General features: G+C 43.5%; 20 protein-coding genes. 9 read left to right on the forward strand and 11 right to left on the reverse strand.

What is annotated here, in order from left to right; translation table 11 throughout:
• Positions 1-16 precede the first annotated feature (16 nt).
• From PHU20_RS17035 to acs, 6 genes are read left to right on the forward strand one after another with little or no spacing between them, the layout of a single operon-like run.
• Complete coding sequence (locus PHU20_RS17035; RefSeq protein ID WP_274826611.1) at positions 17-211, forward strand: hypothetical protein; 195 nt, start codon at positions 17-19, stop codon at positions 209-211.
• Positions 204-2,894, forward strand: coding sequence for a sensor histidine kinase (locus tag PHU20_RS17040; protein WP_274826612.1), 2,691 nt, complete (start codon positions 204-206; stop codon positions 2,892-2,894). The genes PHU20_RS17035 and PHU20_RS17040 overlap by 8 nt, the downstream gene beginning before the upstream one ends.
• A 19-nt stretch (positions 2,895-2,913) precedes the next feature.
• Positions 2,914-3,276, forward strand: coding sequence for a response regulator transcription factor (locus PHU20_RS17045; protein ID WP_274826613.1), 363 nt, complete (start codon positions 2,914-2,916; stop codon positions 3,274-3,276).
• 51 nt (positions 3,277-3,327) lie between these two features.
• Positions 3,328-3,552 (forward strand): hypothetical protein, encoded by a 225-nt coding sequence (locus PHU20_RS17050; protein WP_274826614.1) that lies wholly within the window; start codon positions 3,328-3,330, stop codon positions 3,550-3,552.
• Complete coding sequence (locus PHU20_RS17055) at positions 3,549-5,441, forward strand: acetate--CoA ligase (protein WP_274826615.1); 1,893 nt, start codon at positions 3,549-3,551, stop codon at positions 5,439-5,441. The genes PHU20_RS17050 and PHU20_RS17055 overlap by 4 nt, the downstream gene beginning before the upstream one ends.
• 12 nt (positions 5,442-5,453) lie before the next feature.
• Positions 5,454-7,361, forward strand: coding sequence for an acetate--CoA ligase (acs, locus tag PHU20_RS17060; protein WP_274826616.1), 1,908 nt, complete (start codon positions 5,454-5,456; stop codon positions 7,359-7,361).
• A 76-nt stretch (positions 7,362-7,437) separates the two neighbouring features.
• Here the strand turns inward: acs and PHU20_RS17065 are convergent, their stop codons facing one another.
• The 4 genes from PHU20_RS17065 to PHU20_RS17080 all read right to left on the reverse strand — a co-directional run bounded on the left by PHU20_RS17065 (position 7,438) and on the right by PHU20_RS17080 (position 12,315).
• Positions 7,438-8,655, reverse strand: a complete 1,218-nt coding sequence (locus PHU20_RS17065) for a multidrug effflux MFS transporter (protein ID WP_274826617.1) — start codon at positions 8,653-8,655, stop codon at positions 7,438-7,440.
• 114 nt (positions 8,656-8,769) lie between these two features.
• A complete protein-coding gene (locus tag PHU20_RS17070; RefSeq protein WP_274826618.1) occupies positions 8,770-10,311 on the reverse strand; it encodes an acyl-CoA carboxylase subunit beta in 1,542 nt (513 codons plus the stop codon).
• A gap of 3 nt (positions 10,312-10,314) precedes the next feature.
• Positions 10,315-11,757, reverse strand: a complete 1,443-nt coding sequence (gene accC / locus PHU20_RS17075; protein WP_274826619.1) for an acetyl-CoA carboxylase biotin carboxylase subunit — start codon at positions 11,755-11,757, stop codon at positions 10,315-10,317.
• 72 nt (positions 11,758-11,829) lie between these two features.
• Complete coding sequence (locus PHU20_RS17080; protein WP_274826620.1) at positions 11,830-12,315, reverse strand: acyl-CoA carboxylase biotin carboxyl carrier protein subunit; 486 nt, start codon at positions 12,313-12,315, stop codon at positions 11,830-11,832.
• A gap of 491 nt (positions 12,316-12,806) precedes the next feature.
• Here PHU20_RS17080 and meaB point away from each other — a divergent pair, with 491 nt between their 5' ends.
• From meaB to PHU20_RS17095, 3 genes are all read left to right on the forward strand, one after another.
• Entirely contained in the window at positions 12,807-13,811 is a 1,005-nt protein-coding gene (gene meaB, locus PHU20_RS17085; protein ID WP_274826621.1) for a methylmalonyl Co-A mutase-associated GTPase MeaB, read from the forward strand.
• A gap of 36 nt (positions 13,812-13,847) precedes the next feature.
• Positions 13,848-14,948 (forward strand): glycoside hydrolase family 76 protein, encoded by a 1,101-nt coding sequence (locus PHU20_RS17090; protein ID WP_274826622.1) that lies wholly within the window; start codon positions 13,848-13,850, stop codon positions 14,946-14,948.
• Positions 14,949-15,106: 158 nt separating this feature from the next.
• Positions 15,107-16,696 (forward strand): aspartate:alanine exchanger family transporter, encoded by a 1,590-nt coding sequence (locus tag PHU20_RS17095; protein ID WP_274826623.1) that lies wholly within the window; start codon positions 15,107-15,109, stop codon positions 16,694-16,696.
• Between the two features lie 67 nt (positions 16,697-16,763).
• On the opposite strand, the gene PHU20_RS17100 is transcribed toward PHU20_RS17095, so the two are convergent.
• The 7 genes from PHU20_RS17100 to PHU20_RS17130 form a co-directional block, all read right to left on the reverse strand.
• Positions 16,764-17,003, reverse strand: coding sequence for a cysteine-rich CWC family protein (locus PHU20_RS17100; protein WP_274826624.1), 240 nt, complete (start codon positions 17,001-17,003; stop codon positions 16,764-16,766).
• Positions 16,996-17,700 (reverse strand): Dph6-related ATP pyrophosphatase, encoded by a 705-nt coding sequence (locus tag PHU20_RS17105; RefSeq protein ID WP_274826625.1) that lies wholly within the window; start codon positions 17,698-17,700, stop codon positions 16,996-16,998. Before PHU20_RS17105 ends, PHU20_RS17100 begins: the two co-directional genes overlap by 8 nt.
• A 179-nt stretch (positions 17,701-17,879) precedes the next feature.
• Positions 17,880-20,009: a methylmalonyl-CoA mutase gene (gene scpA, locus PHU20_RS17110; protein WP_274826626.1), complete on the reverse strand. Its 2,130-nt coding sequence runs from the start codon at positions 20,007-20,009 to the stop codon at positions 17,880-17,882.
• Between the two features lie 5 nt (positions 20,010-20,014).
• Entirely contained in the window at positions 20,015-21,805 is a 1,791-nt protein-coding gene (locus PHU20_RS17115) for a methylmalonyl-CoA mutase family protein (RefSeq protein ID WP_274826627.1), read from the reverse strand.
• Between the two features lie 75 nt (positions 21,806-21,880).
• The gene (locus tag PHU20_RS17120) at positions 21,881-23,167 is read right to left on the reverse strand and encodes an acetyl-CoA hydrolase/transferase family protein (RefSeq protein WP_274826628.1); all 1,287 of its coding nucleotides are present in this window, start codon (positions 23,165-23,167) and stop codon (positions 21,881-21,883) included.
• A 46-nt stretch (positions 23,168-23,213) separates the two neighbouring features.
• On the reverse strand, positions 23,214-24,539 hold the full coding sequence (locus PHU20_RS17125) for a sodium ion-translocating decarboxylase subunit beta (protein WP_274826629.1): 1,326 nt from the start codon (positions 24,537-24,539) through the stop codon (positions 23,214-23,216).
• Positions 24,540-24,615: 76 nt separating this feature from the next.
• On the reverse strand, positions 24,616-25,035 hold the full coding sequence (locus tag PHU20_RS17130; RefSeq protein WP_274826630.1) for an acetyl-CoA carboxylase biotin carboxyl carrier protein: 420 nt from the start codon (positions 25,033-25,035) through the stop codon (positions 24,616-24,618).
• Positions 25,036-25,094 lie beyond the last annotated feature (59 nt).

The following is a 25,094-nucleotide window of genomic DNA, read 5'->3' on the forward strand; positions in this document are numbered from 1 at the left end:
CGTTCCGCATTATACCATGAAAAAACGCCACGAACAGAAATTGATCATCATAACCTTAGGGCTGTTATTGGCTTTCAATATCCCTATCATATTGGTTTTCAACATTGATGGCGCCATTTACGGAATCCCATATTTCTATTTCTATGTTTTTGGCGTTTGGCTGATCTCCGTCATAATATCATATATCATTCTAAATAGATATTATGAATAACTATATTTTGATCATTATCATATTAAGTTATATGGCCGTGCTTTTTTTTATCGCCTTTATTGCGGAAAAAAACGCCAAGAGCAAATGGGTGAACAATCCGTACATCTACTCCCTGTCCCTGGCCGTGTATTGTTCCGCATGGACATATTATGGGAGTATTGGTATGGCCGCAAGTTCGGGCGTCGATTTTTTACCTATCTATCTTGGTCCTGTCATAGCCATACCCCTTTGGATTATTTTAATGCGGAAGATCATGCGGATCTCCAAACAGCACAAAGTATCGTCCATAGCCGATTTCATATCACTTAGATATGCAAACAACAGGTCTTTGGGGGCATTGATTACCATTATGTGTATTACGGCCACCGTACCCTATATTTCCCTGCAGTTGAAGGCGGTCGCGGAATCTTTTGCCATTATGGCAAATGAAACACATAGTATCGGCTCCAGTATTTTTGATGATTCTACCTTCTATATCGCCTTGATCTTGGCCATTTTCGCCACTTTTTTTGGCACCCAAGCAACCGATGCCTCCGAAAAACACAAAGGTATCGTTACCACCGTGGCCTTTGAATCACTCTTGAAACTCACCTTCTTTTTAATTATCGGGGTGTATGTCACGTATTATCTTTTTGATGGCACCCAAGACATTTACGATAAGGTTTCCCAAACGACCGATTTTGACCTTTTGGTCAAACTCCCCGGTTTGGGAGGCGGCATGGATTGGGGCTTTATGATACTGCTTTCGTTTACCGCTATCTTTCTCTTACCCCGACAATTCCAGGTTTCGGTATTGGAGAATAGCCGGGAAAAACATTTAAAGAAAGCCATATGGTTTTTTCCCCTATACCTATTGCTCTTCAATATTTTTGTGATTTTTATTGCATGGGCGGGTAAATTGTCATTAACGGAAAACGCCAACCCGGAATACTTTGCCCTTTTGCTTCCGCTGAACAGCGATCATACGTTTCTTGCCTTATTGGTGTTTCTTGGAGGGCTGTCGGCCGTCATATCGATGGTAGTCGTTTCCACCCTGGCCCTATCGAAAATGATCAGTAACAACTTGATCATACCCTATGGGTTCCTCGATAAGTTCATAAAGGCCAAACCTGAAGTCAATGCCATTTATATTAAGAATATACGCCGCATCTCCATCTTTTCGGTCATTATCATCGCCTATTTCTTTTACAATAATTTTTCCATTGAACTCTCTTTGTACTCCATCGGGTTGATTTCTTTTGTAATCGTCGCCCAATTGGCCCCCGCCTTTTTTATCGGCTTATTCTGGAACCGTGGCTCTTCCCTTGCGGCCATCTTGGGCATAATCCTCGGTTTTTTGATTTCTGCATATACCCTGATACTTCCCTTTACCATAGAGGCATTTACAGGAAATAGTGCATTTACCGAACATGGACTATTCGGCATTTCCGCTTTAAGGCCTTATGCCCTATTTGGTATTGATTTTTTAAGTCCGCCAGCCCATGCCTTTTTCTGGAGTTTAATGGCCAACACGATGTGTTATCTTATAATTTCGTTGGCGTTTAAAGGACATTATAGGGAACGTAATTATGCCGAAATGTTCGTGGATAGCAAGAATTATTCCTTTTTACAGGATAGTGCATTTGTATGGAAAGGCGAAGCCTATGTATCGGACATAAAGAATGTACTGATAAAATTTTTGGGGGAAGACCGGACCCAACGTGCCCTGAACCTTTTCTTTCGGAAATACAATATTCCCAGCGATACCCAAATGGCCGATGCCCGATTGATCAACTTTTCAGAAAAATTATTGACGGGGAGTATAGGCGGTGCCTCTGCCAAAATCCTGATCGCCGGGGTGGTGAAAGAACAAGAGATAAGTTTGCCCGAAGTATTGAAGATCTTGGAAGAATCGAAAGAAACCATCAGTAACAACAAGGCCTTACAGGAAAAATCCAAGGAACTTACCGATTTAACGGGCAAGCTAAAAGATGCCAATGAGGAATTGATCGTCAAGGATAAACAAAAAGATGAATTTTTGGATACCGTTGCCCATGAATTAAAGACCCCAATTACCGGTATCAGGGCGGCATCTGAACTTTTGATGGATGAAAACGACGAAATGCCCACCGAGGTTCGCCAGACATTCCTGAAAAATATCGTTAGCGATTCGGATCGCCTGTCCCGATTGATCAATAACATCCTCGACTTTGAGAAACTTTCTACAGGCAGGGAACAACTCAACCTTAAGAAGAGAAATATCCAAAATACCTTAAAACAGGCCATTGGCAACACCCAACATATCGCTGCCAAAAAAGAAATCACCATTGTGAACAACAATGGTTTCCATTACGAGCTTCCCTATGATGAGGACCGTATCCTCCAAGTATTGACCAACTTACTTTCCAATGCGATCAAATTCTGTGAACCCAAAAAAGGTGTCATAACCTTGGATTATAAGTTAGGGAATGATGGTATCGAAATTTTCGTCAAAGACAATGGGAAAGGCATACCCCAAGAGGATATAAATTATATTTTCGATAAATTCTATCAATCCAAGAACCAAAACACGATCAAACCGGAAGGAAGTGGCTTGGGCCTGGCCATAAGCAAACAAATCATTGAAAAACACCAGGGCAGCATTTGGGTGGAAAAAGGCACTAAAGTTGGAACAACCTTTGGATTTAAACTTCCTTTTAATTAAATTGTAAGCACTATTGGGAATGAAAAAAATATTGATTGTTGATGATGAACCGAATATTGTAATGACCTTGGAATATGCTTTCAAAAAAAAGAATTTTGAAGTGTTTATCGCAAGGGATGGCGGAGAAGCAATGCAGATATTGGAAAACAACATTCCCGATGTGGTCCTATTGGATATCATGATGCCCAATGTAGATGGCTTTCAAACCTTGGACCATATTAAGAACAGTGCGTTGTTAAAGGATACCAAAGTGGTATTCCTTTCCGCAAAAAATAAAGTTTCAGATATTGAAAAAGGCTTAAAACTCGGAGCTGACAAATACTTGACCAAGCCGTTTTCGATAAAAAAGATAGTTTCAGAAATACTAGGACTGCTTAATTAACAACTGGTTTTGTGTGCAAACAACACCTATGTCTAATTAATGTAAGTTATAATGAAATTACGTCTTAATCCTTTGGCATCGGATATACTTATCTGTATATATGCCATAGTGTCCCTTTACCTACGTTTTAAGTATGAAAGTGAAACGGCCATCAGTCCCATGAACTCCATTGTTATGGGCATCTGTTTCGTAACGATCCTTTGGGTATTGATTAAACTAGAGATCCTTAACCCCAATTGGTTTGGTCTGTTCAATACCTCAAAAACCAAGTCATGAGATATCGGGAATTCTACCAACAGAGCCTTGAGAATCCGGAAGCATTCTGGAAAGCGCAAGCGCACGAACTGCAATGGTACCACAAACCGGAAAACATACTTACCAACGATGGGAATGACCACCCCCAGTGGTTCATCGACGGTAAATTGAATCTGTGTTATCTATGCATAGACCAACATATAGAAGAGGGTTTCGGAAGGCAGAATGCCATTATTTATGATTCTCCGGTTACCAACACCAAAGAAATCATTACCTACAATCGACTGCATAAAGAGGTATCGAAATTAGCCGGGGCCTTAAAGGATTTAGGACTCGAAAAAGGTGATACCGCCCTTATTTATATGCCGATGATCCCACAGGCCGTATATGCCATGTTGGCCTGCGTACGGATCGGGGTTATCCATTCCGTGGTCTTTGGAGGCTTCGCCCCCCATGAATTGGCCATAAGAATCGATGATTGTACCCCAAAGGTCATAATTACGGCATCGAGCGGTATAGAGATAGACCGCATCATACCCTATAAACCTTATGTTGACAAAGCCATTACAATGGCCTCGCACAAACCGGAAAACGTTATACTATTCCAAAGGCATTTAGGGGCTGCAACGCCGGTAAAACCCTATGATATCGATTACTTGGAAGCCGTTAAAAATGCCCTGCCCGCCGAACCGATCGAGGTGGCTTCCAACCATCCGTCCTATATTCTGTACACCTCCGGAACTACGGGAAAACCCAAAGGAATCGTTAGGGACACCGGAGGTTATGCCACGGCCCTCAAATTTTCAATGAAGTACGTTTATGGGGTAAATGCCGGGGATGTATTTTGGGCCGCAAGCGATGTAGGTTGGGTCGTAGGCCATAGTTACATCGTTTATGGCCCGTTGTTGAATAGGAACACCACCGTTCTTTTTGAAGGAAAACCTATCAGAACCCCCGATGCATCCACTTTTTGGAGGGTCATTAGCGAATATAGGGTCAAGGTAATGTTTACGGCACCCACAGCCATAAGGGCGATTAAAAAAGAAGACCCCAAGGGGGAAATGATACGTGGCTATGACCTTTCCTGCCTTAAATATCAATTTTTAGCCGGGGAACGTTGCGATGTTTCCACACTGAAATGGACGGAGGAAAACCTAAAGGTCCCGGTCATTGACCATTGGTGGCAGACCGAGTCCGGTTGGCCGATGCTGGCCAATATGGTAGGTGTGGAATTGGCCAAAGTAAAACCGGGTTCAGCTACTTTTCCGGTCTGTGGGTACGACATTCAAATAGTAAATGGATCGGGGGATGTCCTAGGACCGAATTCCGAAGGATATGTTACCGTTAAATTACCCTTACCTCCGGGTAATCTGAGAACTATTTGGCGAAACCCCGAGCGGTTCAAGGCCGGTTATCTAGAACGTTTTCCCGGCTACTATTTTTCGGGTGACGGAGGGTTTAAGGACGAAGATGGCTATGTTTACATAACGGGAAGGGTCGATGATGTCATCAATGTTGCCGGACACAGATTATCTACCGCGGAAATGGAAGAAATCGTCGCTTCCCATCCTCAAGTGGCCGAATGTGCCGTCATTGGTATACAGGATGACCTTAAGGGCCAAATTCCCTTGGCATTGGCCGTTACCAAAGCCGGTAATGAAATTGCGGAATCGGTCATTCAAAGTGAGATAATCAAAGAAGTAAGAAGTCAAATCGGACCCGTAGCAGGCTTAAAACAGGTCATACTGGTAAGCCGATTGCCCAAAACCCGCTCCGGGAAGATCTTGCGGAAATTATTGCGGGGAATTGCCGATAATGAAGACATCAGTATCCCTTCTACCATAGATGACCCAAAGATCATAGATGAAATAGCACAAGTATATAAAACACATAAAATCGGATCCATTTAAAACCAGAATAAAATGAGTAACTATCACATTAAACACTTAGAAGAATACTATCAAGTTTATAGAAAATCCGTCCGGAATCCGGAGGGTTTTTGGGAAGAAATCGCAGAGGAACATTTCATTTGGCGTAAAAAATGGGACAAGGTGCTGGAATGGGATTTCTCCAAACCGGAGATTAAATGGTTCCAAGGTGCCCAATTGAATATTACCGAAAATTGTATCGACAGGCATTTACCGACACGAAGAAACAAAACCGCCATTCTATTCGAACCTAATGACCCAAAGGAAAAAGCCTTGCATATTACCTACGGGCAGTTATTCGAGAAAGTATGTAAAATGGCCAATGTGCTAAAATCCCTAGGGGTAAAAAAAGGAGACCGGGTGTGTATTTACCTGCCGATGATCCCGGAACTTACCTATGCCGTTTTGGCCTGTGCAAGGATCGGGGCCATACATTCCGTAGTATTCGCAGGTTTTTCATCGAATGCCCTTGCCACAAGGATCAAAGATTCGGATTGCACAATGGCCATTACTTCCGATGGTTCGTATAGGGGAAATAAATCGATCGACCTAAAAGGCATTGTAGATAAGGCTTTGGAAGAATGTCCTGGCGTTAAGAACGTATTGGTGGTCAAACGCACCAATAGTAACATTGAGATGGTCAAAGGAAGGGACAAATGGCTCGCCCCCCTAATGGAAGAGGCCTATGGCGATTGCGAAGCTGAAATCATGAATGCGGAAGACCCCCTGTTCATTCTTTATACCTCGGGATCCACCGGTAAACCCAAGGGTATGGTACATACCTGTGGGGGGTATATGGTGTATACCGCCTACACCTTCAAGAACATCTTTCAGTATCGGGAAGAAGATGTGTATTGGTGTACGGCCGATATCGGGTGGATAACAGGGCACTCCTATATCGTTTATGGTCCCTTGGCCAATGGTGCGACTTCGATAATGTTCGAAGGCGTGCCCTCCTACCCCGATTTTGGCCGTTTTTGGGAAGTTGTGGAAAAACATAAGGTAAATCAGTTCTATACCGCTCCCACGGCTATCAGGGCCTTAGCGAAAGAAAATTTGGACTACCTCGAAAAGTATGATCTATCCTCATTAAAGGTTTTGGGTTCTGTGGGTGAACCGATCAACGAAGAAGCATGGCATTGGTACAACAACAATGTGGGCAAAAAAAAGAGTCCGATCGTAGATACTTGGTGGCAAACGGAGACAGGGGGGATCATGATTTCCCCAATACCCTATGTCACACCTACAACACCCACTTTTGCCACTTTACCCTTTATTGGCATTCAGCCCGCATTAATGGATGAGGCCGGCAATGAAATAAAAGGCAACCAAGTAGAAGGTCGATTGTGCATCAAATTCCCCTGGCCTTCCATGGCAAGGACCATTTGGGGAAACCATGATCGCTACCGGGATACGTACTTTTCGGCTTTCAAAAACATGTATTTCACGGGGGACGGTGCCAATAGGGATGCCGTAGGATATTACAGGATCACGGGCCGTGTCGATGATGTGATCATCGTTTCAGGCCATAATTTGGGTACCGCTCCTATAGAAGATGCCATTAATGAGCACCAAGCCGTTGCGGAATCGGCCATCGTAGGATTTCCACATGACGTTAAAGGAAATGCACTTTATGGATTCGTGATCCTCAAGGAGACCGGTGAAAGTCGTGATAGGGACAATGTACGTAATGAGATCAACCAACAGATTACCGAGCTGATCGGCCCAATCGCTAAATTGGATAAAATCCAATTTGTAACGGGATTGCCAAAAACCCGAAGTGGAAAGATCATGCGACGTATTTTACGTAAAATAGCCAGTAATGACACCGCTAACCTAGGGGATACCAGTACATTATTGAATCCTGAAGTGGTTAAGGAAATCATGGATAACGCACTATAAAACCGGTTAGGCCTTTGGTCCTAAACAACCGAAAACCGTTCTTGGGCAATGGCCGAAGAACGGTTTTCTTATTTGGTCAAGCCATGAGTTTGGCCTTTTTGGAAATCCGCTTTTGCGTAATCAGAAAAATAGCAAGGGACAACATCCCGCATATCGCCAAGCCCATAAACATGGGCAACACGGTCTCATTGATAAAGCTACCCACAAAAGCGGCTATGGGAATGGAAAGCAAAGTGGAGATAAAACCGGTAATCGCAGCACCGATACCGGCAATATGGCCGATAGGCTCCATGGCAATGGAACGGAAATTCCCCCACATAAAGCCCAGACAGAAAAATTGTAGGGATAAAAATACGACCAATACGATGATATCGGGGTTTGCGGAATTCCAAAATAATACCACATACAACAAGGCAATCGTACTGAACAGGGATAAGGCCGTCAAGGATAGTTTCCGCATCCCAAATTTCAATACCAAGGTACCATTCAAAAAGGTCGATAATCCAATGGATACGGACAATCCTGCAAAAATGAACGGAAATGCTTCCTTAAGGCCGTAAATATCTTCGAAAATATGCTGGGAAGCACTGAGATACACCAAAAATGACCCGGTGATCAACCCGGATATCATGGTAAACGCAATGGTTTCCTTAAACTTGGATAATTCCTTTACCCCATCCACAAAAATATGACTCGAAAAGGGGATCTTATATTCAGGATGAAGGGTTTCGGGTTGACGTTTCCAAAACCAAACGGATACCACCAAAGCCATAATCAGTTGCACATAAAATATGGCCTGCCATCCGAAAACCCCCATAACCCCCTTGCCAATCGCCGGTGCGACCACAGGGACCAAAATAAAAAAGGCGGTAACGAAAGACATCACCTTTGCCATATAATCCCCCTTATAGGTATCCCGGATGATGGAAATACTTATGGTCCGTGCTGCGGACAATCCGATTCCTTGGAGTATCCTACCGACAATCATCCACTCCAATGAAGGTGCCCAAAGGCATAGGATACTGGCCACGGTAAAAACACTGAAACCCAAATAAACCATAGGTTTTCTGCCAAACGTATCGGACAAAGGCCCAAAAAACAATTGACCGATGCCCAATCCCAAGAAAATCATGGTGATCAATAATTGATGATCGGTAGAATCAAAACTATTTATAGCTATTCCTATATTAGAAAGTGCTGGTAATAAGGCATCTATTGCCAATGCAACAATAGACATCAGGGCCGCCATTAAGGCGACAAATTCAAAATTCGGTTTTTGGTTTCCCTCTTGCATCGGGCAAAGGTAGCCATATCCTTTTTAAATTTTCAGTAATAAAAATCAAATTAGTGCATCCGAAAACCGCGCTTTTTTGTGGGTATAATGATTGTAAATGTTTACCAAAGGCCGTTATAAAGGAATATTACCGTGTTTCCTATCCGGCCGATTTACTTCTTTGCCCTCCAACATGCTAAAGGTCTTTATCAATTTACGCCTCGTATTTTCCGGGCGAATGACCTCATCTATAAACCCACGTCTTGCCGCCCTATAGGGGTGGGCGAATTTTTCGGCGTATTCCGCTTCCTTTTCCGCCAATTTGGCCATGGGATCCTCCGCTTCATCGATTTCCCTTTTGAAAATTATCTCACTGGCCCCTTTTGCTCCCATCACTGCAATTTCCGCCGTAGGCCAGGCATAATTGAAATCGGCACCGATATGTTTGGAATTCATGACATCATAGGCCCCACCATAGGCCTTACGGGTAATTACGGTTACCCGTGGTACCGTAGCCTCACTTAATGCATACAACAACTTTGCCCCATGCACGATGATTCCATTCCATTCCTGATCGGTTCCCGGCAAGAACCCCGGGACATCCACCAATACCAAAAGCGGAATATTGAATGCGTCACAAAAACGGGTAAACCGAGCGGCTTTAATAGAACTTTTGACCCCCAATACCCCGGCCAGGAACATAGGTTGATTGGCGATGATACCGATACTCCTACCGGCCAACCGGGCAAAGCCCACAATCATGTTCTCGGCAAAATCCTTATGGATTTCGAAGAAAGAACCCTCATCAATGATCCCTTTGATCACCCCATGCATATCATAGGGTTTATTGGGGTTTTCCGGAATTATGTCCTTCAATACATTTCGTACCTCATCCTTTAATTCATAAGGGAGTTTTTGGGTGACCTCCTTATTGTTCTGCGGAAGGTAGCCCAGTAATTTTTTCAGGTCTTCCATACACTCCACATCATTGGCCGAGGTGCAATGGGCCACTCCCGATTTTGAGGCGTGGGTATTGGCCCCACCCAATTCTTCGGAAGTCACTTCCTCGTTGGTAACCGTTTTGACCACATTGGGTCCCGTCACGAACATATAGCTGGTTTGTTCTACCATTAAGGTAAAATCGGTCATTGCAGGGGAGTAAACCGCCCCTCCGGCACATGGACCCATAATTGCGGAAAGTTGGGGAATTACCCCTGAGGCCTGGACATTTCTATAAAAAATATCGGCATACCCCCCCAAGGAACGGACACCTTCCTGGATCCTGGCCCCTCCCGAATCATTCAGTCCGATAATGGGAGCACCGACTTTTACGGCCAAATCCATTACTTTACAGATTTTTTCCGCGTGGGTTTCCGATAAAGCACCACCAAAAACCGTGAAATCCTGTGCGTATACATACACCAACCGGCCGTTTATCGTTCCGTATCCCGTGACGACACCATCCCCGAAATACTGCTTCTTTTCCATACCGAAATCGGTAGATCGGTGTGTGACCAATACCCCCATTTCTTCGAACGACCCTTCATCAAGCAGGTATTCGATACGCTCCCTTGCGGTCAGCTTTTTCTTGGCATGTTGTTTATCTATTCGCCTTTTACCACCACCTTTATGTGCTAAAGCCTCTCTTTCTTCCAGTTTTTTCAATCTTGGATCCATAATCTATTGTCTTGGGGTTCTTAGGATTTTTTGGTCTTCCCTATATTTTTTCAACGCAATGATCGCGGCTATTCTGGCTTCCTCATGTGTTTTGGCCTTTAATACCTCTGGGGAATAATAATCCTTCACAAAGTGGGTATCGAATTTTCCGGTCCGAAAGGCATCATGTTCAAAAACAAATTTTCCAAAAGGCAAGGTAGTTTGCACCCCCCTGATCGTATATTCGCTAATGGCCTTCAACATCCTTTGGATGGCTTCATCCCTAGTTGCTGCGTATGTGATCAATTTGGACAACATTGGGTCATAATAGATCGGCACGTTCATACCCTCCTCAAAACCATTATCTACCCGAACCCCTTCACCTACGGGTAACTTGTACGTTTCCAAAGTACCAATACTCGGTAAGAAATCGTTCAAGGGATCCTCTGCGTATACCCGCAACTCCAGGGCATGCCCTTTTATCCTAAGATCTTCCTGTTTCAATACCAAGGCCTCACCGCGGGCGACCCGAAGCTGTAGCTCGACCAAATCGACACCGGCAATCAGTTCACTCACCGGGTGCTCTACTTGTAGCCTTGTATTCATCTCCAAGAAATAAAAGTTGTGGTCCGCATCCAAAAGAAATTCGACGGTACCCGCTCCCAGATAATCACAGGCCTTGGCTACCTTAATGGCGGCGACACCCATTTTATTGCGAAGTTCCGGGGTTAAAACCGAGGAAGGAGCTTCTTCTATAACCTTTTGGTGCCTTCGTTGTATACTGCATTCCCGTTCAAAAAAATGAAGGATGTTACCATGACTGTCCGCCATTACCTGTATTTCGATATGCCTTGGGGATTTTACATATTTCTCAATAAAGACAGCCCCATCCCCAAAGGCCGAAGTAGCTTCACTAATGGCCCTGGTCATTTGGGATCCAAGGTCCTTTTCTTTCTCCACCACCCGCATACCTTTGCCTCCCCCTCCGGCAGAAGCTTTGATCAAGATCGGAAATCCGATCTTCTTTGCGATTTCTTTCGCCTTTTCCACATCGGTAATGGCCTCATCTATTCCCGGGACCATGGGAATATCATATTTTTTGACGGCATCCTTGGCCGCCAATTTACTCCCCATTATCCGTATGGCCTTTGCCTTCGGACCAACAAATATGATATCGTTTTTTTCGACTTCTTCGGCAAATTCGGCATTCTCGCTTAAAAAGCCATACCCCGGATGTATGGCATCTACGTTTAATTTCTTGGCGATATCAATGATTTTCGGAATGACAAGATAGGATTCGTTCGAAGGTGGCCCACCAATACAGGCAGCTTCATCGGCAAACTTTACATGGGGAGCGTCCCTATCGGCAGTGGAATAGACCGCAACGGTCTTAATGCCCATTTTCTGGGCGGTCTTCATTACACGGATGGCAATTTCACCACGATTGGCCACTAAGATTTTTTTCATCTGTCTTTATATTTTTCTAGCTTATTGGAGTCTCTTTTATTGACGACGGTATAATGCGTTCGTAAGGGAAACTTATTCGAATTCGATCAGCAATTGTTTTTTCTCAACGGCCTCTCCTTTATTGACCGCTATGGACTTAATGGTTCCCGTACGGGGGGAAGCAATAACGTTTTCCATCTTCATGGCCTCCAAAATCAGCAAGGGATCTTCCTCCTTCACCGTCTGGCCGATGACCACATTGATTTCTAAAATAAGTCCGGGCATGGGTGCATGTATGGCGTCTATATTTTTGGTCGAACCTGTTGAGAATCCCATTTTGGCGATCAATAGATCCAGGTCATCCGAAATGACCGTTTCGTAGGTACTGGTATTTACTTTTACGGTATATGTTTTGGTATTGAAATCCGAAGCAAGGATTTCGGCCAGAAAAGGTTTATGGTCCTTTAAAATGTGATACGCCGTACCGGAAGTAGGTAACGCATCCAAACTGGAAATATCCTGATCCGTGATGTTGAACGATATATCTTGGTTTACGTTTACTTTGAAGTTTTTATTCATATTCGGTCTGGTTTTTCTTTTTTGTATGACTAATGGTTATGACATATAGGCAATCGATAACGTAACCCTTTCCTAGGTTTTTCCTTAAAGGGAGAATTACCGACTTTATATATCTGAATTGACCAAGTCCCCGATTAACCCTACCCTTTTTTTTCCATTCATCGTTCGTTCTTATTTCCCGAAAAAGTACTAACAAGTATAACTATAAAAAAAGAAACTAAAAATGAATTTTATCATTAATTGACAAAATTCGACGCCTTTTCTTTCCCTTCTTTCATTAGGGATGATAAAATTTTAAATTATTGAAAATACACGGGAATTGACGCGTATAAAAACCGATCTTAATTATGGTGCTTTTGGCTTTATGCCTACCTTTGTAACTTTCAATTTTTAAGTTAATTTCTGTTCAAGAACCATCTCTTTTTTTCTTACGGGAACCAAGTGATTTTTTTCTGTTGGACAAAGGATATTCCGATTTTATACTGTACTCCATGACAAACTATAAACCCAAAGGACGACTTACCGCGAAAGCGTATATTGATGGTATTTTAAAAGGCGATAGGGTTATTCTCTCCCGGGCCATCACCATTGTTGAAAGTAATTTGGAAAGTGATAAAGTACTGGCCAAAGAAATCATACAGGCAATTTTACCCTATTCTGGAAATTCGATCCGTATCGGTATTACCGGTGTTCCCGGAGTGGGAAAAAGTACGTTCATCGAGGCTTTCGGAAAATACCTTATAGGTCAAGGACACAAAGTAGGTATTTTGTCTATTGACCCCAGTAGCCAACGCTCCAAAGGAAGTATCCTAGGAGACAAAACCCGAATGGAAGAGCTTGCCAATTTGGAAGACGCTTATATAAGGCCTTCCGCCACAGGGGACACCCTTGGGGGCGTAGCCAATAAAACGGGGGAATCCATGTTGCTTTGCGAGGCGGCAGGCTACGATGTCATCCTGATAGAAACCGTTGGCGTTGGCCAATCAGAGACCGCCGTACATGGGATGACGGATTTCTTTTTACTATTGATGCTGTCCGGTGCAGGGGATGAACTCCAAGGGATAAAAAAAGGGATCATGGAAATGGCCGATATGGTGGTCATCAACAAAGCGGACGGGGACAATATCAAGAAAAGTGAGATCGCCAAGCGACAATACCAGAATGCCTTGCACATTTTCCCATTATCCGAATCGGGATGGAGTCCGGTGGTTTCAACGGCATCTGCCATTAAAAATATCGGTGTCGATACCGTATGGGAACAAATTACCAAATACAAAAAACTGGTCGACGAAAATGGGTACTTTTTAAAGAACCGCAACCACCAACAGATCAAATGGATGTACAACAACATCAATGAGGGCCTTAAACAATTGTTCTATGGGTCAAAAAATATAGCGGATCAATTGGCTGAATTGGAAAAAGATATTGTTTCCGCTAAAATATCCCCTGTAAAAGCGGCACAGCATATCTTACGGGAATTCAAGGATTCGATATAAAGGCTTACTTTCGGCGTAGGCATGAAAATCAGTTTCATGAAGAAATCAACACTTTTTCTTTTTGCTTTTTTTGGAATGGGCTTGGCCCTACAATGCCAAGAAACTTTTGACAATCGATCCAAGGTATTGATCCGATATTTAGACCATTGGCATAACGGGGAAACCGGCATATGGGAAACCACATCATGGTGGAATGCCGCGAATATCCTGACCGCACTCATCAACAATGCCAAGTTGACCGACAATCCCGGTTTTAAGGAAGCTATAGATGACATCCATAACAAAACCAAAGCTTTTAAAGTGGAGGCCACAGAAGAAAAAGAGGCATGGATCTGCAAGAATTACATCAATGATTTTTATGACGATGAAGGATGGTGGGCACTTGCTTGGTTAGATGCTTGGGAGTATACGGGCGAACAAAAGTATTTGGATATGGCCAATATCATTTTTGGGGATATTACCACGGGTTGGAGTGAAAACGGCGGACTTTATTGGAAAAAAGGACTGAAATTCAAAAGCGCCATTAGTAACGGTCTTACATTGACCTTAGCTACCAGACTCCATTTGGCCGGCACAAAAAATGTGAACGGGAAATCCGCACTGGATTGGGCAACGTCTATTTGGGAGTGGATGATAGCTTCCCAATTGCTCAATTCGGACGGAAATATCCAAGACGGGGTACGCTTTAAAAATGGTGAGGAAAGCATCAATGAAAATGTATGGACATATAACCAAGGGGTAGTTTTGACCGGACTCGCGAACCTGCACAGGATAACGAAAGAGGGGCATTATCTCCAAAGCGCCCATGCACTGGCAAGGGCAACGATAAAAAACATGACCGATTCCCGGTCGATCTTGGTTGAAAAAAGATGTGAACCCGATAATTGCAGGGCCGATGCCAAACAGTTCAAAGGGGTTTTTATGCGCCATCTCATGTACCTGCACCAACAGGATCCCAAAAATAGCTATAGACGATTTATAAAGAAGAACGCAGCCTCTATTTGGCACAAAAGTATGCTGAACGGAAAAACAGCTCCGGGTGTGGTATGGACCGAACCTTCCGAACCCAACGGTGCAACGGTCTCTTCCGCTTTGGATGCCTTTAATGCGGCCATTTCCTGCAATAAAATCCGTTAACGTATAAATTAAAACAGAAACCGATCTAAATCGGGCATATGCTAACGCGTACTTCAAATCCGACCGAATGAATTTAGTTTTTGAGAAAAAATAACAAATGTCAGTTTTGACTATTTAATTATAGTATACTTTTGTCACTTATTTTGAAATAAACATCCATGTATTTTTTAGACACCACTTACCTTGTATTGTTTTTGATCATTTGTATCGGTTTCATCATCGGTAATATTAAAGTAAAGGGCATATCTTTGGATATCTCGGCAATCATTTTTGTCGCCTTGCTTTTTGGGCATCTTGGGGTTTCACTTCCGAATATCCTTCAAAAAATCGGATTGATACTATTTATATATACCATAGGATTACAGGCCGGTCCGGGATTTTTCGATTCCTTCAGGAAAGACGGTAAGAATCTGATAATCATGGCCACCATCGTCATCATAACCGCAGCCCTTTTGGCCCTTTTGGCCATACTGGTCTTGGATATCGACAAATCGATCGCCATTGGTTTAATGGCAGGGGCTTTGACCAGTACACCGGGGTTGGCAACCGTCATCGACATCACACATTCCCCATTGGCATCCATCGGTTATGGTATTGCGTATCCGTTTGGGGTCATCGGGGTCATCCTGTTCGTGAAATTATTTCCAAAGATTTTACGAATAAACCTTAAAAATGAAGAAAAGGATTATGAGGCAAAAACCCTTAGCCATTACGAACCCATAACTAGGGCGAATTTCATTGTAGAACATGAAGGGGCCATTAACAAGACCATCGGGGAACTCAGGGTGCGCTCCATGACCAAAGGTGTTATTTCGAGGGTCATGCATGACGGAAAAGCATTTACCCCTAAAAAGGACACCGTTTTGCACAAAGGGGATTATGTCCGCGTTGTGGGTACTGAGGAAGCCCTTAGACGTGTAGAGTTATTGATAGGTCCTAAATCCAATGTTGAAATCGCCTTTGGGGAACAGTATGTATCACAATCTTATTTAATGACAAGGACGGAATTGGTGAACAAATCGTTGGGGGAATTGAACCTTAGGGAAAACTTCAATGCGACCATCACGAGGATCCGAAGAAGTGGTATCGACCTTTCCCCGAATTCTACCTTAAAATTACAGATCGGGGATAAATTGATGATCTCCAGTGAAAAGGAAAATGTTTCCCAGATATCACAACTGATCGGCAACAATAAAAGTGAACTCTCCGATACCAACTTTTTCCCTTTGGCATTGGGTATTGTTCTCGGTATTTTGGTTGGAGGGGTTTCCATCAATTTTGGCGATGCCTTTAGTTTTAATTTGGGACTTACCGGTGGCGTATTGATCGTAGCCATGGTTTTAGGCCGTATCGGCAAGACGGGAAATATTTTATGGATGATGAGTGGCAATGCCAACCAACTCTTAAGACAATTCGGGTTGATGCTTTTCTTGGCCGTGGTAGGTACCGAAGCGGGTGCTACATTGGTTGAGACCTATTCACAATATGGGATCAAACTCTTCTTGGTCGGTGGGATAATGACCTTTTTACCCATGCTGATCGCTGCGGTTATCGCCCGTTTATTCTTTAATATCAATACCCTGACCTTATTGGGTACCCTAACGGGATCGATGACCAGTACGCCTGGCTTGGCAGCAGCCGACACCATGACCAAAACCGATGCCCCTTCTATAGCATACGCAACGGTCTACCCTATAGCCATGGTACTTTTGATTATTTGCACACAACTGTTAGGCCTGTTATTTTAAACCCCTGCCCGCCGTAAAGCCATGGGGTAAACTTATGGGATGCCCCCATGATATTCGGAGTATAAGATCAAGGGTTGAATTTACCGGAGAGCTTATCGATTTTATCCTTCAACAGGTTATTTTGATATTCTACCTTTACGGCTTGCATGCATTTGGCACATAGACAATCGGTATACCGTTCGCGCATATAATTGCGTTCTTCCTCATTAAGCGTTACCGTAGTGCATTGGCAAAGCAAAATGGACCCCACCTTGCACTCAAAGACCGTGTTGCATCTTTGGCAATATTTTTCTTCGTGTTTATTCATTTACTTCCAAAGGTATTAAATCGCAAAACCAGAATCCGTTGGTGGTATCCCCATTGTTGTATTCCCGATACACTTTTTCCCCTATTGTAAACCCAACAGCTTCCTTAAAATAAGGCGCATCAAAGCAAAATGTATGGAACTCCCCGTTTTCACCACAAGGATCCACACCTTCGGGAAGGTCATTGATAAAGTCCGTATCGATAACCCTTCCGACAAAGGAAACGTCCAATACCGCTGCATTCACACAGACCACGATGGCCTTAAAACCCTTTTCCAGAAAATCATGGATCAAATGGGTAGTATCCTTCTTCCATAATGGAAAAACGGTCTTTATACCAACCTGTGCCAATTGGCGTTCGCGGTAGTCCTTTAAATCTTCCAAAAAAATATCCCCAAACGCGGCAAATCGAATTCCTTCCGCCTTTAATTCTTCGACTTTTTGTCCCATCAGTTTTTCGTATTCACCATTTGAAGGACTCTCTGGCAGTGCTACCCTATAGCTTGGCAAGCCAATAGCCTTAACTTGTTTTTCAAGCATTTCAATCCTTAAACCATGCATACTGACCCGATTGAAATGTGCATTTACGGTTGTAAGCAAACATTCAACGTTATATCTGGGATCCTGCAAAAGGTAATTGAGCGCAAGAGCGGCATCTTTGCCACTACTCCAGTTAAAATAGGTTCTAAACATAGCCATCGATAGTTGTTTGGTTTGGTCTTGGGGTTAAAATAATAAAGTTAATCAGTAATGTTCACATCCATGAATTATAAAACCACTATCCAATAAAAAATCGGATAGTGGTTTCTTTTTATTTGAGAGCAATTTGTCTTAGGAAATGATAGCCCCTGACAAAAACTGCTTAAGGAAGCAAATCCTTATTGCTCTAAATATTTCTCCATGATTTTAATGGCGGATTCTGAAATAACGGTACCAGGTCCAAAAATGGCCGCAACTTTCCTTTCCAACAAATAGTCATAATCCTGCTCAGGAATAACCCCGCCGGCAAAAACCATGATATCCGGTCTTCCAAGTTTTTCCAACTCACCGATCAACTGTGGAATCAATGTTTTGTGCCCTGCGGCCAAACTGGAAGCGCCAACAAAATGAACGTCATTTTCAATCGCTTGTTTTGCCACCTCCTCTGGAGTTTGGAACAATGAGCCCATATCCACATCAAAACCTAAATCGGCAAAACTGGAAGCAACGACCTTGGCGCCCCTATCATGGCCATCCTGACCCATTTTAGCGATCATCACCCTTGGGCGACGACCTTCGATTTCGGCAAACTTATCGGCCAATTGCTGTGCTTTCGCAAATGTACTGTCGTTATCCACTTCTTTACTATAAACTCCACTGATTAATCGTGTATCCGCTTTATGACGTCCGAAATGAGTCTCCAAAGCATCTGAAATCTCACCTAAAGTAGCAAAATTTTCCGCAGCTTCGACCGCCAATTCCAGCAAATTACCTTTTCCTGTTGCAGCGCAATTGGATAGGGCGGATATTTTGGCATCGACCACCGCTTGATCTCTATTGGCACGGAGTTTCTTAAGCCGTTCGATCTGTGATTCGCGTACCACGGAATTATCAACCTCAAGAATTTCGATATTCGCTTTCTCCTTCGTCTTGAATTTATTGACCCCTACCAAGATATCCTGACCAGAATCCAATCGGGCCTGTTTACGGGCAGAAGCTTCTTCAATACGCATTTTAGGAACCCCGGTCTCAATGGCTTTTGCCATTCCACCCAATTCTTCAACCTCTTCGATCAATTTCCAGGCTTTTTTGGCAATCTCTTGGGTGAGGTACTCTACATAGTAGGAACCGGCCCATGGATCAACCGCTTTGGTCATTTGGGTTTCATCCTGGATATAAATCTGGGTATTACGGGCAATACGGGCAGAGAAATCGGTCGGTAAGGCAATGGCCTCATCCAACGCGTTTGTATGTAAGGATTGTGTTCCTCCCAATCCGGCAGCCATAGCCTCGATACACGTACGGGCCACGTTGTTGAAAGGATCCTGCTCACTTAAACTCCATCCTGAAGTCTGGCTATGCGTACGCAATGCCATTGACTTTGGATTTGTCGGGTTGAACGATTTTATGATCTTTGCCCAAAGCATACGTGCGGCACGCATTTTGGCGATTTCCATAAAGTGATTCATACCAACTGCCCAGAAGAATGATAAACGAGGAGCGAATTCATCGATTTTCAAACCGGATTTCAATCCGGTCCTAATGTACTCCATACCATCTGCCAATGTATAGGCCAACTCAATATCGGCAGTTGCACCAGCTTCTTGCATGTGGTAACCACTGATTGAAATTGAATTGAATTTAGGCATATTCTTGGTGGTGTAATCAAAAATATCACCAATGATCTTCATTGAAGGTAATGGTGGGTAAATGTAGGTATTACGCACCATGAACTCTTTTAAGATATCATTTTGGATCGTCCCGGAGAGCTTATCCAAAGAAACCCCTTGTTTTCTCGCTGCAGCAATATAGAAAGCCATGATAGGCAATACCGCACCGTTCATCGTCATGGATACCGACATTTTATCCAAAGGGATCTGATCGAAAAGGATTTCCATATCCAAAATGGAATCGATGGCAACCCCGGCCTTACCCACATCACCGGTTACACGGGGGTGATCGGAATCATACCCACGGTGTGTGGCCAAATCGAAGGCTACAGAAAGTCCTTTTTGACCTGCAGCCAAGTTTCTTCTATAGAAGGCGTTCGACTCCTCTGCCGTCGAGAAACCCGCATATTGGCGTATCGTCCAAGGGCGCATGGCGTACATGGCACTATATGGGCCTCTTAAAAATGGTGGTACACCGGCGGCATAATGTAAATGTTCGGCATCCTTTATGTCTTCGGCCGAAAATTGATTTTTAACCGGTATCCCTTCAGGAGTATTCCAAACGTCTTGATTCTCTGAAGTTGCAGCGGATTGTTTCACCGCTGAATTTAATTTTATATCTGAAAAATCTGGTTTCATACTTCTTAAGATTTTAATGTTTTTTGAACTTTCTCCTGAATACTTGAAAGTGTAACCAGAACATCGGTTCTCATATTTACGATTCCGTCCAAACCTGCTTCAGTCAATTCGTCCATGTTTTTAGGGGCACCGGCCAACAATAAAACCTTGCTGGTAGTAATGGCCCTAAATGCTTTTATAAAGTTGAGTGCCGTTTCATCATAATCTTGGTCCGAACTACAAATAACCACAATATGGGAATCCGATTTCGCACTTTCGGTAGCGGCTACCTGGGCACTTTCAAAACTTTCTTCCTGATGCACATCGAAACCACTGACCCCGATAAAGTCATAGGCAAAAGCCGCCCTGGCCTTACGCATGGTCAAATTGCCGTAACTTGCCAATTGAACGATCGGACGTACCTTGGTTTCCGCAACCAATTCTTCGGTCTTTCTTCGCATCGCTTCAATTTCCAAAGAGGCCCTTCTTGGGACCAACACTTTTGGATTATCTTCCAGACCTCTTGAAAGTAAATCCGAGGCCACGGTTTCCATCAAATTGGGGTATTTGTTCACCCCGACCAACGGAAGTCTACGTTGACTGATCAATTTTAATTTTTGCAAACGGATTTCCGCGATCTGTTGCTGAATGGCTTCCTTCTCAAATGCAGTGTAAAAACCGCCATCGGCCTCTATGGACTTAAATAATTCCAAGGCTTTTTCGGCAATTTTAGAAGTTACTTCTTCAACATAATAAGATCCATCAACCGGATTCGTCACTTTGCCAAAATAGGATTCTTCCCTTAAAATAGTGGTGATGTTGCCTGCGATCCTATTTGAGAATTCTGAAGGCTCCTTGAATTCCTTATCATAGGGATCAACGATAATACCGTCTACATTACCCAAGATGGCGGACATGGCTTCTGTGGTAGCGCGCAACATATTGGTATGGGCATCCGTAATGGATTTACTCCAGATCGAAGTTTTTGCGGTCACCGTCTTTGCTATATCCGCAACACCGAATTTATCGGCAACTTCGGCCAATAAGCTGTTGAAAGCCCTGAATTTACCGATTTCAATGAAATACTCAAGACCGATCGCGAGCTTAACGTTTAAATTGTTGAATACGGCTTCTGCCCCAACGCCTTTTTCGGTTAACTTATCTATTAGGAAAACCAATGAGTTCAAGGTGTAGGCAATCTCTTGTACTTGGTTTGCCCCGGAATCCAAATATTCCGTACCAGAAACCGTGATCGCCTTAAAATCGGGGAATTCGGCGGTTAGCTTCACCAATTCCGCGGCCACCTCAACGTGCTGTCCATCAAAGGACCCCGTGGTTACATAATCGGAGAATATACCTGTATCGATATATCCCTTTAAGTCCTTACCCTTTGCAACCGCTACCAAATCGGCCACAAAGTCAACCGCTTTAGTGGGCAATTCAAAGGAAACCGCGATTTTATTCAGGTCTATCCCCTGTAACAAGGTTGCGGCAGGGACAACTTCCTTCATTTGGAATATGATTCCGTTCATACCCTCTTCAACGGCTTTTAAGGCCAGTTCATTTCCACTTTTGGCCGTTGTTACCCCAACACTGCGGTAATTCACCAATGATTGTGAGTTTTCCCCCGTGTTTTTAAGCGGAGTTATGTCGTTTTCAGCATTATAGCAAGGTTGGATATTGATGCCTGAAAGGTTTTTCCAAACCAGTTTTTTGTCAAAATCCGCTCCCTTTAAATCTGCGGTCACCCTTTCCATCCACTGCTCGGTAGTAACCGGTGGGAATTCCGAAAAAAGTGATTTATTCTTTTCGTTCATAATATATGCAATTAGTAATGATATAGTTATTTGCTATTCTATTCCTTTTCTAATTTATACCGAAATGGTACTTCTTTATACCGAAATGGTACTTCCGAATCTTTCAAAGATAGCTTTGTCCAATTCTTCCCTATGGTCAGGATGCGCGATATCCCTTAAAGCTACTGCCCTTTGTTTTAAGCTTCTTCCGAACAGTTCGGCTACACCGTATTCCGTTGCAACGAAACGGGCATGGGCACGTGTGGTAACCACTCCAGCTCCGGGTTTAAGGGAAGAAACGATTTTTGAAACACCTTTTAATGTGGTGGAGGTAATGGCACAGATCGGTTTTCCACCAAGTGATAATGCGGCTCCACGCATAAAGTCCATTTGTCCACCAACCCCTGAGAACATCCTTGTACCGATGGAATCGGCACAGATCTGACCGGTCAGATCCACTTCAATGGCAGAGTTAATAGCCGTAACTTTGGGGTTTTGACGAATAACGGCCGTATCGTTCACATAGGCGATATCCTTCATTTCAATTTCCGGGTTGTCATCCATAAAGTCATATAAACGACGCGTACCCATAGCAAAACCGGAAACGATTTTATAAGGGTTCGTTTTCTTTTGTGATCCATTAACGATACCTTTCTCTACAAGATCAACGATACCCTCAGAGAACATTTCGGTATGCACCCCCAAGTTTTTATGGTTGTGCAGGTAGGTCAAAACGGCATTGGGAATACCGCCGATCCCCATTTGAAGGGTAGCGCCATCCTCAATAATGCCGGCAATGTTCTTACCAATGGCCTTTTCGGTTTCACTTGGATCCACAAAATTCATTTCATAGATTTTTTCCTCAATTTCCACACAAGCATCGAAGTTTTTGACATGTATTTGAGCATCACCGAAGGTTCGGGGCATCAACGGATTGATCTGGGCGATTACTTTTTTACCTTTCTCGATACCTGAAAGAACAATATCAACGGAAACCCCCAAGGAACAGAACCCGTGTTTGTCCGGTGGGGAAACATTGACCATGACCACATCAAGGTCCATATACCCCTGTCTGAACAAACTGGGGATATCACTTAAGAAAATTGGGATGTAATCGGCCGTATCCCCGATTCTTTTACGAATATTACTCCCGATAAAGAATGCATTGGTATGGAAGCTTTCCCTATAGGCGGGATCGGTATACCCGCATTCCCCTTCGGTATGCAGGTGTACAAGTTCAACATTCCTTAATTCAGAGGCCCTCCCCACCATGGCCCTGATCAACGCCTGAGGGGTAGCCGAGCCACCTTGTATCAATACCCTATTTCCTGATTCTATCAATTTTACAGCCTCATCGGCTGACATTACATTCGGAATTTTCATCTTTCTAATTTTTATATCTCTAATTATCCAATCAACAAGCGTCCAATTACGCTAAGAAACTCAATAAAATACCTGCTGCTATAGCAGAACCTATGACCCCTGAAACATTCGGAGCCATAGCGTGCATCAACAAATAATTGTTCGGATCCGATTTTAATGCCTCGGCATGCACCACCCGGGCACTGTCCGGTACCGCAGAAACCCCTGAGGCCCCGATCAATGGATTGATCTTATTATCCCCTTTAAGGAAAAGGTTCATGAATTTCGCAAAAAGCAATCCACCCATTGTTGCGATAACAAAAGAGATGGCTCCCAGGGCGAAGATCATCATGGAATCTTTGGTGATAAAAATATCTGCCTGTGTCGATGCACCGACCGTAACACCCAGCAGTATCGTAACTATATCGATAAGTTTGGTCCTTGCCGTATCTGCCAATCGCTCCGTTCTACCCGATTCTTTCAATAAATTACCGAAAAACAACATCCCCAACAAAGGCAACGCACTGGGTGAGATGAACGTGGTCAACAAGAGGGCTACCACGGGAAATATCATTTTTTCCTTTTGGGTAACCGCCCTTGGTGGTTTCATCCTGATTTTCCTATCTTCCTTCGAAACCAACAATCGCATGATCGGTGGTTGAATTACGGGAACCAAGGCCATATAGGAATACGCCGCGATGGCTATGGGACCGATAAGGTTCTTAACGGTGGTTCCGTCGGGAAGGATATTGACCCCGTTGGCCAATTTTGACGAAAGGAATATGGCGGTAGGACCATCTGCCCCTCCGATAATACCAATGGCACCGGCCTCAGGTAGGTTAAACCCTAAATAGAGTGCTCCCAAAAATGTCCCGAACACCCCAATCTGTGCAGCTGCCCCCAACAACATCAACTTTGGATTGGCAATCAGGGAGGAGAAATCGGTCATAGCCCCGATACCCAGGAAGATCAATGGGGGATATACCCCTTTGACCACCCCAAAATAAAGGTAGTTCAATACAGATCCCGTTTCGTAGATCCCGGTCTGGTTACCGGCCACAAAGGGAATATTCCCGATGATCACACCAATACCTATAGGAATCAACAACAGGGGTTCATAATCGAATTTAATGCCCAGATAAATAAATATGATACCGATCAGGATCATAATTATATGACCCCATGTGGCATTGGCAAATCCTGTATAATTATAAAATTGCTGCATACCATGTGTGGCGTTCTCAAAAACCCCTTCACCCTGGTCGGTTGTCGGTTGCTGTTCATCCACGGTAGCAATCTCATCCTTAGGAGTCACATCTCCACTAAACCCTAAGACCGGTCTTAAAAAGATCAATAATGATAGTACTCCGAATATTAAAAGTATTTTCTTCATTTTATGTTTTTTTGCGAGTATTTGCGAGGCACCGATCCCACAAGAAGCAGGGACAATACCTACAAGTACGAATTATCTACTCTAGTTCTATCATTACTTCGTTCTGCAACACTTGCTGACCAACACTGACATTTACCGCGGTAACGGTACCTGATTTTTCGGAGGCGATGTTATTTTCCATTTTCATGGCTTCCAACACCAACAGTTGGTCTCCCACCTTAATAGTATCCCCTACTTTTACATTGATTGAAAGTACCACCCCAGGAATGGGTGCCACGATTTTCGTCTTGGAAGAACCTGGATTTACCTTCAGCGGTTCAGCCGGTCTTTTTGAAGCTGCACGTACCAAGGTAGGTGTTTTGGCTTTTTTGGTTTCCTCCTTCATTTTAACGGAATAGGAGGTTCCGTTGACTTCCAGCTCTATAATATTCCCTTCGTGCGAAAGAATTCTTACATTATAACTGTTGTCCCGAATATCGAAATTAAAATTTTTCATTGTTTTGGCTGTTTCTTGTTACCGGATTTGCTAATAAATAATTTGACAAACCAATATTT

Origin of the sequence: Maribacter polysaccharolyticus, assembly GCF_028882255.1 — a bacterium.
GTDB lineage: Bacteria > Bacteroidota > Bacteroidia > Flavobacteriales > Flavobacteriaceae > Maribacter_A > Maribacter_A polysaccharolyticus.

What these genes read in the sequence shown, in the direction of transcription:
- PHU20_RS17035 (WP_274826611.1), top strand. Translation starts at nt 17, where the DNA reads ATGAAAAAACGCCACGAACAGAAATTGATCATCATAACCTTAGGGCTG.
- PHU20_RS17040 (WP_274826612.1), top strand. Translation starts at nt 204, where the DNA reads ATGAATAACTATATTTTGATCATTATCATATTAAGTTATATGGCCGTG.
- PHU20_RS17045 (WP_274826613.1), top strand. Translation starts at nt 2,914, where the DNA reads ATGAAAAAAATATTGATTGTTGATGATGAACCGAATATTGTAATGACC.
- PHU20_RS17050 (WP_274826614.1), top strand. Translation starts at nt 3,328, where the DNA reads ATGAAATTACGTCTTAATCCTTTGGCATCGGATATACTTATCTGTATA.
- PHU20_RS17055 (WP_274826615.1), top strand. Translation starts at nt 3,549, where the DNA reads ATGAGATATCGGGAATTCTACCAACAGAGCCTTGAGAATCCGGAAGCA.
- acs (WP_274826616.1), top strand. Translation starts at nt 5,454, where the DNA reads ATGAGTAACTATCACATTAAACACTTAGAAGAATACTATCAAGTTTAT.
- PHU20_RS17065 (WP_274826617.1), bottom strand. Translation starts at nt 8,655, where the DNA reads ATGCAAGAGGGAAACCAAAAACCGAATTTTGAATTTGTCGCCTTAATG.
- PHU20_RS17070 (WP_274826618.1), bottom strand. Translation starts at nt 10,311, where the DNA reads ATGGATCCAAGATTGAAAAAACTGGAAGAAAGAGAGGCTTTAGCACAT.
- accC (WP_274826619.1), bottom strand. Translation starts at nt 11,757, where the DNA reads ATGAAAAAAATCTTAGTGGCCAATCGTGGTGAAATTGCCATCCGTGTA.
- PHU20_RS17080 (WP_274826620.1), bottom strand. Translation starts at nt 12,315, where the DNA reads ATGAATAAAAACTTCAAAGTAAACGTAAACCAAGATATATCGTTCAAC.
- meaB (WP_274826621.1), top strand. Translation starts at nt 12,807, where the DNA reads ATGACAAACTATAAACCCAAAGGACGACTTACCGCGAAAGCGTATATT.
- PHU20_RS17090 (WP_274826622.1), top strand. Translation starts at nt 13,848, where the DNA reads ATGAAGAAATCAACACTTTTTCTTTTTGCTTTTTTTGGAATGGGCTTG.
- PHU20_RS17095 (WP_274826623.1), top strand. Translation starts at nt 15,107, where the DNA reads ATGTATTTTTTAGACACCACTTACCTTGTATTGTTTTTGATCATTTGT.
- PHU20_RS17100 (WP_274826624.1), bottom strand. Translation starts at nt 17,003, where the DNA reads ATGAATAAACACGAAGAAAAATATTGCCAAAGATGCAACACGGTCTTT.
- PHU20_RS17105 (WP_274826625.1), bottom strand. Translation starts at nt 17,700, where the DNA reads ATGGCTATGTTTAGAACCTATTTTAACTGGAGTAGTGGCAAAGATGCC.
- scpA (WP_274826626.1), bottom strand. Translation starts at nt 20,009, where the DNA reads ATGAAACCAGATTTTTCAGATATAAAATTAAATTCAGCGGTGAAACAA.
- PHU20_RS17115 (WP_274826627.1), bottom strand. Translation starts at nt 21,805, where the DNA reads ATGAACGAAAAGAATAAATCACTTTTTTCGGAATTCCCACCGGTTACT.
- PHU20_RS17120 (WP_274826628.1), bottom strand. Translation starts at nt 23,167, where the DNA reads ATGAAAATTCCGAATGTAATGTCAGCCGATGAGGCTGTAAAATTGATA.
- PHU20_RS17125 (WP_274826629.1), bottom strand. Translation starts at nt 24,539, where the DNA reads ATGAAGAAAATACTTTTAATATTCGGAGTACTATCATTATTGATCTTT.
- PHU20_RS17130 (WP_274826630.1), bottom strand. Translation starts at nt 25,035, where the DNA reads ATGAAAAATTTTAATTTCGATATTCGGGACAACAGTTATAATGTAAGA.